Annotated in this window: 6 protein-coding genes and 1 pseudogene; 2 read left to right on the top strand and 5 right to left on the bottom strand. The window is 66.8% G+C overall.

The window, feature by feature from the left end; genetic code table 11:
• Positions 1-23: 23 nt before the first annotated feature.
• Entirely contained in the window at positions 24-767 is a 744-nt protein-coding gene (locus B2U11_RS10970) for a hypothetical protein (RefSeq protein WP_292071754.1), read from the bottom strand.
• Positions 768-1221: 454 nt separating this feature from the next.
• Entirely contained in the window at positions 1222-2328 is a 1107-nt protein-coding gene (locus B2U11_RS10965; protein WP_292071751.1) for a phytase, read from the bottom strand.
• A gap of 240 nt (positions 2329-2568) precedes the next feature.
• Between B2U11_RS10965 and B2U11_RS10960 the strand changes: the two genes are divergently transcribed.
• The gene (locus B2U11_RS10960; RefSeq protein ID WP_292071750.1) at positions 2569-5391 is read left to right on the top strand and encodes a TonB-dependent receptor; all 2823 of its coding nucleotides are present in this window, start codon (positions 2569-2571) and stop codon (positions 5389-5391) included.
• Between the two features lie 192 nt (positions 5392-5583).
• Complete coding sequence (gene lpdA / locus B2U11_RS10955) at positions 5584-6984, top strand: dihydrolipoyl dehydrogenase (protein ID WP_292071748.1); 1401 nt, start codon at positions 5584-5586, stop codon at positions 6982-6984.
• A gap of 18 nt (positions 6985-7002) precedes the next feature.
• Here the strand turns inward: lpdA and B2U11_RS10950 are convergent, their stop codons facing one another.
• The 3 genes and pseudogenes from B2U11_RS10950 to sucA form a co-directional block, all read right to left on the bottom strand.
• Positions 7003-7398 (bottom strand): hypothetical protein, encoded by a 396-nt coding sequence (locus B2U11_RS10950; RefSeq protein WP_292071746.1) that lies wholly within the window; start codon positions 7396-7398, stop codon positions 7003-7005.
• 107 nt (positions 7399-7505) lie between these two features.
• The gene (odhB, locus tag B2U11_RS10945) at positions 7506-9020 is read right to left on the bottom strand and encodes a 2-oxoglutarate dehydrogenase complex dihydrolipoyllysine-residue succinyltransferase (RefSeq protein ID WP_292071744.1); all 1515 of its coding nucleotides are present in this window, start codon (positions 9018-9020) and stop codon (positions 7506-7508) included.
• A gap of 39 nt (positions 9021-9059) precedes the next feature.
• Positions 9060-10340: pseudogene (gene sucA, locus B2U11_RS10940) on the bottom strand (2-oxoglutarate dehydrogenase E1 component); the annotation flags it as partial.

Here is a 10340-nt window from a genome sequence, read left to right as displayed (position 1 = left end):
CGCTCTTCCGATCTGATGGTGAGTCAGCCGAGTTGGCCGACAGTGGCCGTTTCCACACCGCCGGCGTGGGTGCCGGGGATGCCGCCCGCGACGGTCGCGAACTCGGTGTAAACCGGCGTCTGCGTCAGGGTGGCGTACGTGTCGCCCAGAGCGCCAGCGCCGATGACAGCGTCGAACACGACGTTAAAGGCGTTGACGCGGTCGATGACCTGCAGGGTGTCGGTCAGACCGTCGATCGGCGTGCCGGCTTCGGTGCGCAGGGTGGTGGTGACAGAAACGTCGTTCGGGCCGCTCGGCAGGATCGGCAGATCGAGGTTGAACGACGAGCAGCCGGCCGACGAGTTGGAGATGATGTAGGTCACGGCCGACGAACCAGCTTGGCCGCCCGAAGAGATCGTGGCGGTGAAGGTCGGGCAAGCGCCGCCAGTGTCGGCGGTGATGTTGCCACCGGTGACGCCGGCGTCGAAGGTGCCGCCGGTCAGGGCGACGGTCAGCAGCACGTTGCCCGACGGCAGGCTGGAACCGCCCGACAGGGTGTCGGCCAGTTGGAACACGGCGCTGTCGCCAGCGTCGAACGTGGCTTCTTCGGCGAGCGGGTAAGGCAGGAAGCCGGTGGCCGGCGGGGTCGCGGCGACGAGGTCGCCGGTGTTGATCACACCGGGCACGCCGCCCGGGCCGGTGCGGAAGGTCAGGTCGTGAGCGCTGGCGGCGCCCGCGAAAGCCAGGACGGACAGAGCCGACGCGGCCAGAAGGATGTTCTTGGTCATAAGGATATGGTCCCCTCAGAGAAGCCTTGGTGTGTGGACGAAGCCAACTTTAGACGCCTTCCGGCCACAGTCCTGAACTCGAATTGAGTCGGAGGCTGCGTCCACGGCAACCGCCTTGTATCCCGCGCGAAACGGCGGCGTCAAGCCGGATATGGCCAAAATCGGGACGGGCTTGAGTAATCGAAAAACCGATTGAATTCCGCGATGTGGGAAGGGGAAATTGGTCTTTCCGACGTTCGCCGAATGTGGCTCGGGCGCCGCAGTCGGGGCGCGAAGGCGAGACTTTCGGGCTTTTTCAGAGGTGAAATGGTGGCCTGATGCGGTGAAATCTTAAGGCCAAGGTCACTTTTCTATCAAGATTTCACGGTTCGACTTGTCACTTTTGAGATGACTTCGATAAGTCGAAGCTGGCGGCGACAGCAACGCATGAATGGGCCGCGGGTTGCACGTCGCGTCAAAGACCCAAGGCGGCGCGGATCGCGCGCCAGTCGACGTATTTGAAATTCTGGGTTCCGACGTCGTTGACGTCGTCCTGGATGACCACCAGACCTTCGGGAAAGGGGCCGACCGGGCCGTTGGCGGCGGCCAGGCCGTCAGTGCCGGTCACCCCATCGACCGCGCCGTCGACCACGACGAACCGGCCCTTGTATTGCGGCGCCGCGCCGTCGATGCGCCAGACGGGGAAGGTGGAATCGCCCTGGCTGGAGCCGATCAGATAGCGGGCGTCGCCGTCCGCGATGGTGGTCAGCCCTTCCGCGTCGGCGACCAGGACGCCCGGCGCGATGGGCTGGATCACGGTGCGCGCCGCGCCGGAGGCGGGGTCAAGGCCATAGCGCCACAGGCCGACGTTCTCTTCGTTGATGTAGAGGGCGTCGCCCGCCTCGTCGGCGGCGCAACCTTCGGAAATGGAGCCGATCTCGGCGCGGCGGACCTCGCGCGCCACAGGCTTTCCGGCCGCGTCGGCGGTCACGACGAACTGGCGCAGCTCCCCCTCGTGCCCGACCAGGACGGCGTGGATCTCGTCGCCGCGCCTGCCGAAGCAGAAGCCGTAGGGCTCGACCACGTCCGTGGTGATGGAGCCCCAGTAGCGGACGCCGTTGTCGCCGGTCCCGGCCGGATCGAACAGATAGAGGGCGACGCCGGTCTTGCCCGGCGTGCGGTCGCTGGCGCCCAGCAGCAGCTGGGGCCGCCCGGCGACGCTGATGCCCTCGGCAACGTCGACGTTGTTCAGCAGGCCCTCGGGCATGAACTGCAGCACCTGCCCGTCGAAGCCATAGATATAAAGACCCGACTTCTTGTCCGTGCCGGCGACGAAGCCGGGCGTCTGGCGGCCCATGACCGTCACGGGACGGGCCGAGGCCCAGACCGCCGGGTCGTCGGCGGCGTCGTCGCCGACGGTGCCGACCGAAGGGGTTTCCAGCGTCGCCATGACCGGCGCGCCCTGGCCGACGAAACCTTCGCCCTCGCCTTGGAAGTCCACCTCGTGCGTGGCGCAGGCCGCCAGCAGGGAAAGGATGGAGGCGGCGGCCGTCAGGCGAGCGGCGAAACGAAACGTCGGCATGGCGAACCCCCGCATATGAAACGTCGGCGCCCTGATCATCGTCGCGTGCGGCCAGGTCAACGGCGCGAGAATGACGATTTCCCTTCGCTTTGGTGACGACCGATCCCGATACGGAAGTTTCGTCATGCGTCGTTCCCAAAACGGCGATGCAGTCGTCGCGGAACCGTCGTTATCGCTTCGCGCCTCGGCGATATGCGCAGCGCCATTCGTCGGCGACCGCGCCGGCCCAGGGGATTTCGCATGAAACTGCATCTGCTCGCGGGCGTCTCGCTCGCGTCCGTCGCCGTCGTTTTCGCCGCCGGTTCGGCCCAGGCCGATACGGCCGTCGCCGCCGTCTCGGCCGCCATCGCCGGAGAGGTCGTGCACGGCCGCGTGGTCAATGGCGCGGGCGAACCGCTGCCGGGCGCCGAGGTGCGCGTGCGCGGCTCGGCCCAACGCGCAGTCACCGACACCCAGGGCGAGTTCAACCTGGTGCTGCCGACCGGCCAGGCGGTGCTGGACGTCAACTACATCGGCCTGCCCTCGACCAGCCAGCCGCTGACGGTCGCAGCCGGCGGGGCGGATCTGTCCATCGTCCTGGGCGGGAGCGCCACGGACCTGGCCGACGTGGTCGTCACCGGCGTGATCTCTGACGGGGTGGCGCGCTCGCTGAACCAGCAGAAGAACGCCGACGGCACGCTGAATATCCTGTCGGCCGACGCCATCGGCCGCTACCCCGACCCGAACGTGGCCGAGTCGCTGCAGCGCGTGGCCGGCATCGCCATCCAGCGCGACCAGGGCGAAGGCCGCTACATCAACGTGCGCGGCGCGCCATCGGCCTTCACCGCCGTGTCGGTGGACGGCGTCCAGGCGCCCGCCGTCGATCCGGGCACGCGCGCGGTCGACCTCGACACCCTGCCCAGCGACATCGTGTCGAACGTCGAGGTGTCCAAGACCCTGCTGCCCAGCCAGGACGCCGACTCCATCGCCGGCGCCGTGAACATAAAGACCCGTTCGCCCTTCGATCGCCGCCGGCTGGTGCTGAACGGCTACGGCGGCGGCAGCTACAACGACTACGGCGGCTCGGACGTGCGCGCCGGCGCCACCGTGTCCAACGTCTTCGGGCCGAACGAAACCTTCGGCGCCCTGGTCTCGCTCAGCTATTCGCAGACCAACCGACGTCCCGAGAACGTCGAATCCGGCTGGACCAAGATGGAGACGCCGGAAGGCGGCGAGGTCTTCGCCCTGGAAGAGAGCCTGTTCAAGGACTACGACACCGAGCGGACCCGCCAGGCCGTCACTGGCGCGCTGGAATACCGCCCGTCGGACAACTTCCGCGCCTGGCTGCGCGGCTCGTTCGCCCAGTTCGAGGACGACGAGTACCGCAACCAGCTGCTGCTGACCTATGACGAGGACAACCTCCAGCCCGGCGCGACCGACAGCGCGGCGGAATTCTCTGAGGTGACGGTCGAGCGCCAGCTGCGCCACCGCACCCAGAAGAACGAGATCACCATCCTGTCGCTGGGCGGCGAGCGCACCTTCGGCAACGGCGCGGTGTGGGACGCCAACCTGTCGTGGGCCGACAGCGAGCAGACCTATCCGAACCGCAACGAGCTGCTGTTCCGCTCGGAGCTGGAACCCACCGTCTCCTACGACTTCTCGGGCGACCACTACGAGCCGACCTATTCGATCTTCCAGACGCAGGAGCACCTGGACGCCTCGGAATATGCGTTTCGCGAGAACGTCTTCCGCTCGAACACGACCCAGCAGGAGGACGTCGCCTTCCAGACCAATTTCGAACTGCCGTCCAACGTCGGCGGCCGCGACGTGACCTGGAAGTTCGGCGCCAAATATCGCACCCGCGACGTGACCGCCGATGAGGAGCGGTTCCGCAGCCGCGCCGCGGCCGATGCGCCGGCCCAGACCTTCGCCGACCTGATCACGGACACCGAGTCGCGCAACTACGGCTATCTGCTGGGCTACAAGTTCGACAACGGCCTGGTCGACGACTATTTCGCCAGCCACCGTGCGACCTCGGCCCGCCGGATGCCCGACTCGGTGGTCGCCGACTATGAGGCGCAGGAAGACATCCTGGCCGGCTACGGCCAGGCCCGTTTCGACATGGGCGCGACCAATGTCATCCTGGGTCTGCGCGTCGAACAGACCAAGTTCGAAGGCTCCGCCCCAACCTATACGGTGACCGAGGACGGCGATGAGATCTATTCGACCGCCAGCGTCGATCGCGACCAGACCGATTTCTTCCCCAGCCTGACGGTCCGTCACAGCTTCTCTGACAACCTGATCGGACGCTTCGCCCTGACGCGCTCCATCTCGCGGCCGGAGTTCAGCCAGATCGTGCCACGCCGCATCGAGGAAACCGACGGGACGGACATCTCCTACGAGATCGGCAACCCGGACCTTGAGCCGACCCTGTCGAACAACGTCGACCTGGGCCTGGAATACTATTTCGCCTCGCTGGGCGTGGTGTCGGCCAATGCTTTCTACAAGGACCTGACCGATTATCGCTACATCCTGACCTACGAGGATGAACTGAACATCGGCGGGACGGTCTTCGACGCCGAATTCGAGACGCCGATCAACGCCCCGGACGGCCACATCGCCGGTCTGGAGCTGAACTGGCAGCAGAAGTTCGGCTTCCTGCCGGGGCTGCTGTCCGGGTTCGGCGTGTTCGCCAACTACACCTGGACCGACGCCGAGATCACGACGGACCAGCCCTATGGCGGCCGCACTGACTTCGCCCTGCCGGGGCAGTCGGACAGCAACTACAACGTGGCGGTCTTCTACGAGAAGGCCGGCGTCAGCGCGCGCCTGTCCTACACCAAGCGCAGCGACTATCTGGAAGAGATCGACGCCGACGATCCCGACTTCGACCTGTATGTCGAGGGCCGCGAGCAGCTGGACTTCACGGCCAGCTACGACTTCGGCAACGGGGTCGAGGTCTTCACCGAAGCCAAGAACCTGACCAACTCGGCCGGCACCCGCTACTACGGCTCGCGCGAGCGGACCTACGAGTACGAGAAGTTCGGCTACAACGTCTTCTTCGGCGTGCGCTTCAAGCTCTGATCTCCGATCGGAAGCGGCGAGGGGGCCGGGCGGCGACGCCCGGCCCCTTTTCGTCGCCCGCGACCCTCCAAAGGTCGAGTTCGGGCCCCATATGGGGGTGGGGCGGTTGACCCCGGCGGGGCGTCTGCCTACAGCCCCGCATAGTCTGCATTTGCGCGTCGTCTCCCCCGCGCCGAACGATCAGAGGACACCATGGCCGAAGCTTCCTACGACGTCGTCATCATCGGGGGCGGCCCGGGCGGCTACAACGCCGCGATCCGCGCCGGTCAGCTGGGGCTGAAGGTCGCCTGCGTCGAGATGCGCGAGACCCTGGGCGGCACCTGCCTGAACGTCGGTTGCATGCCCTCCAAGGCCCTGCTGCACGCCTCGGAAATGTGGGACGCCGCCAATGGCGAGTTCGCCAAGATCGGCATCGAGGTGAAGCCCAAGTTGAACCTGCCCCAGATGCACAAGGCCAAGGACGACAGCGTCGGCCAGCTGACCAAGGGCATCGAATTCCTGTTCAAGAAGAACAAGGTCGACTGGCTCAAGGGCAAGGGCAAGATCACCGGCAAGGGCAAGGTCGAGGTGACCGCCGCCGATGGATCGGTTCAGACCGTCGAAGCCAAGAACATCGTCATCGCCACCGGCTCGGAGCCGACCCCGCTGCCGGGCGTCGCCTTCGAGGACGGCAAGGTGATCGATTCCACCGGCGCCCTGTTCCTGCCGGCCGTGCCCAAGAAGCTGATCGTCGTCGGCGCCGGAATCATCGGCCTCGAGCTGGGCTCGGTCTGGCGCCGTCTGGGCGCCGAGGTGACGGTGGTGGAATTCCTGGACCGCATCACGCCGGGCATGGATACCGAAGTCGCCACGACCTTCCAGCGCACCCTGACCAAACAGGGCATGACCTTCAAGCTGGGCGCCAAGGTCACGGCCGCCAAGTCGGCCAAGGATGGCGTCGAGCTGACGGTCGAGCCGGCCGCCGGCGGCGACGCCGAGACGATCAAGGGCGACGTGGTGCTGGTCGCCATCGGCCGTCGTCCCTACACGGATGGCCTGGGCCTGGACAGCATCGGCGTGACGCCGGACAAGCGCGGCTTCCTGGATCACGACCACTTCAAGGTGGCCGACGGCGTCTGGGTGATCGGCGACGTGACCCACGGCCCGATGCTGGCGCACAAGGCGGAAGAGGACGCTGTCGCCGTGATCGACACCATCGCCGGCAAGTACGGCCACGTCGACTACGCCCTGGTCCCCAGCGTGGTCTACACCTTCCCGGAAGTCGCCTGGGTCGGCCAGACCGAGGACCAGCTGAAGGCCGCCGGCATCCAGTACAAGAAGGGCAAGTTCCCCTTCGTCGCCAACAGCCGCGCCAAGATCAACCACGAGACCGACGGCTTCGTGAAGGTGCTGGCCGACGCCGCGACCGACAAGGTTCTGGGCGTCCACATCATCGGCCCGCAGGCCGGCGAGATGATCCACGAAGCCGCCATCACCATGAGCTTCGGCGGCGCCTCGGAAGACATCGCACGCACCTGCCACGCCCACCCGACCCGCTCGGAAGCGGTGCGCCAGGCGGCGATGGATGTCGAAGGCTGGATGATGCAGGCCTGACGGCCGCCCGGCGGCGCCCTAGCGCAGAACGCCCAGCAGCGGCAGGCACAGCACGCCCGCCGTCACCATGGTGTAGGCCGCGAAGGCGTCGACCGACAGGCGGCGCCCGCGGCGCGCCACGGGCTTGCGAAGGCGCGTCTCGGGGGCCGGCCACAGCAGATAGGCCGCCTGGATCAACCATCCCGCCAGGAAGGCTGCGACCGCCAGCGGGCTGAGCAGCGCCAGCGCCACGCCCGACAGCAATACGAAAAGCCCTCCCAGGGCGATCACCAGGTCGGCCGCCCGCTCGCGCGGGCTGGGCGCCAGGAAGCCGGGCAGGGCCGCCTGGACGCGCCAGTTCGCCCACGCCTGATGCAGAAGCATCAGTCCCCCCAGGCCGTAGAACACCCCGATCGCGCGCGCCGCCCACTCCATGGCGAGAATATGGCCATGGAATTTATCGGCTGTAACGTCCCGAAATGAGAAAAGGCGGCGATCCTTTCGGACCGCCGCCTCCAAGACACAATCGCGGATATGCGATCCTACAGGTCCAGCAGGGCGCGTTGCGGGTCTTCCAGCAGTTCCTTGACGCGGACCAGGAAGGTCACGGCTTCCTTGCCGTCGACGATGCGGTGGTCGTAGCTGAGGGCCAGGTACATCATCGGACGGATCTTGACCTCGCCGTTGATGGCCATCGGGCGCTGGACGATGTTGTGCATGCCCAGAATGCCCGACTGCGGCGCGTTCAGGATCGGCGTCGACATCAGCGACCCATAGGTGCCGCCATTGGTGATGGTGAAGGTGCCGCCCTGCAGCTGGTCAAGGCTGAGCGAGCCGTCGCGCGCGGCCTTGCCCAGGGCGGCGATGCCCTTCTCGATACCCGCCAGATTCAGCGTGTCGGCGTCGCGCAGGACCGGAACGACCAGCCCCTTCTCGGTGCCGACGGCGATGCCGATGTCGTAGTGGTTCTTGTAGATGATGTCCGTGCCGTCGATCTCGGCGTTGACCGCCGGGATTTCGTGCAAGGCCGCGATCACCGCTTTGGTGAAGAAGGACATGAAGCCCAGCTTGACGCCGTGGCGCTTCTCGAAGGCTTCCTTGTACTGGCTGCGCAGGGCCATCACGTTGGTCATGTCCACCTCGTTGAAGGTGGTCAGTTGGGCGGCGGTGTTCTGCGATTCCTTCAGGCGACGGGCGATGGTCTGACGCAGGCGCGTCATCTTCACCCGCTCCTCGCGCGGCTGGTCGGCGCGGGGCGCGGCCGGAGCGGCGGCGGCCGGGGCGGGGGCCGCCGACTGGCCGATGGCGGCGATGGCGTCGGCCTTGGTGATGTTGCCCTTGGGGCCGGTCGCGGCGATCGACTTGGGATCCAGGTTGTTCTCGGCGACCACGCGCTGGACCGCCGGCGACAGGGTCTCGTTCTTGGCGCCCGAGACCTGGGCCGACCCCGTGTTGGCGGGGGCTGCGCCCGTAGCGGGCGCGGACGGCGCGGCGGCGGCCGATGCGGCGGCCGATGCGGCGACAGAGCCGATCTTCTGGCCCGGGGTCACGGTCGCGCCTTCGTCGGCGGCGATGGTCAGAACGCCATCGGCCGGGGCGGAAACCTCGACGGCGACCTTGTCGGTTTCGATCTCGACCAGCAGTTCGTCCTTCTTGACCGCCTCGCCGGACTTCTTGAGCCACTTGCCCATCGAGCCTTCGGCCACGCTCTCGCCCATGGTCGGCACATTGATGTCGACGGCTTCGGACGCCGCGGCGGCGGGCTTGGCCGCCTTGGCGGGCGCTTCCTTGGCCGGGGTCGGCTTGGCGGGCGCGGCCGCGCCGCCTTCGGAAACGGAGCCCAGGACGGCGCCCGGCGTCACCGTGTCGCCCTCGGCGGCCTTGATGTCGCCCAGCACGCCATCGGCCGGCGATACGACTTCCAGCGAGACCTTGTCGGTCTCCAACTCGACCAGCAGTTCGTCCTTCTTGACCGGATCGCCGACCTTCTTGGTCCATTTGGCGATGGTGGCTTCGGTGACGGATTCACCGAGGGCGGGGGTCAGGATGTCGGCCATATCGGGTCCAGCTGTCTTTCGGTCGGTCTTGCAGGCTTATCAGGCGAAGGCTTCGTTGGTGAAGGTCTCGAGTTCCTTCAGGTGTCGGCTCATCAGGCCGGCGGCGGTCGAGGCGGAGCCGGGACGGCCGACGTAACGGGCGCGTTTGGCCGCCACGTCCAGCTTGTCCAGCGTCAGTTCGATCCACGGATCGACGAAAGTCCAGCCGCCCATGTTCTTGGGTTCTTCCTGACACCAGACCACTTCCGCCTTGGGGAAGCGGGCCAGTTCCTTGCGCAGCGACTGGATCGGCCACGGATAGAACTGCTCCAGGCGCAGGATATAGACGTCGTCCACCGCCTGGCCGTCCTTGGCCTTCTTCTCGCGCGCGTCCAAGAGGTCGTAATAAACCTTGCCCGAGCACAGGATGACGCGGCGGATGTCCTTGTCCGCCTTGATCTTGACCCCGGCGATCTCGGGCCGGGTCTGGGCGTCGTCGTGCAGCACGCGGTGGAAGGACGAGCCTTCCGCCAGGTCGGCCAGGGCCGAGGTGGCCTTCTTGTGACGCAGCAGCGACTTGGGCGTCATCAGGATCAGCGGCTTCCTGAACGAGCGATGCATCTGGCGACGCAGGATGTGGAAGTAGTTGGCCGGGGTCGTGCAGTTGGCGACCTGCATGTTGTCTTCGGCGCAAGCCTGCAGGAACCGCTCCAGGCGGGCCGAGGAGTGCTCCGGACCCTGGCCTTCGTAGCCGTGCGGCAGCAGCATGGTCAGGCCGCTCATGCGCAGCCACTTGCGCTCGCCCGAACTGATGAACTGGTCGATCACCACCTGGGCGCCGTTCACGAAGTCGCCGAACTGGGCTTCCCAGCACACCAGGGTGTTGGGGTCGGCGAGCGAATAGCCGTATTCGAAGCCCAGCACCGCCTCCTCCGACAGGGCCGAGTCGATGACCTCGAAGTTGGCCTGGCCTTCGCGCAGGTTGTTCAGCGGCATGTACCGCTCTTCGGTGGTCTGATCGATGACGCCGGAGTGACGTTGCGAGAAGGTGCCGCGCACCGAATCCTGGCCCGACAGGCGAACCGGATAGCCTTCGTCCAGCAGGCTGGCGAAGGCCAGGCTCTCGGCGGTGGCCCAGTCCAGCCCCTGGCCGGAGGTGATCGCCTCGCGCCGGCCGTCGATGACCCGCTTCAGCGTCTTGTGCATGTCGACGCTGTTGGGAATGGTCGTCAGCCGGTGGCCGAGGTCCTTCAGCTTTTCCAGCGGCACGGCGGTCTCGCCGCGCTGTTCTTCCTTCTGCGCCGCCAGGCCCTTCCACTGGCCGTCCAGCCAGTCGGCCTT

It is taken from the genome of Brevundimonas sp. UBA7534, from assembly GCF_002479325.1.
Classification (GTDB): Bacteria; Pseudomonadota; Alphaproteobacteria; order Caulobacterales; family Caulobacteraceae; genus Brevundimonas.
Note: the sequence above shows the minus strand (reverse complement) of the source record. Positions and strands in the feature narration are given on the sequence as shown.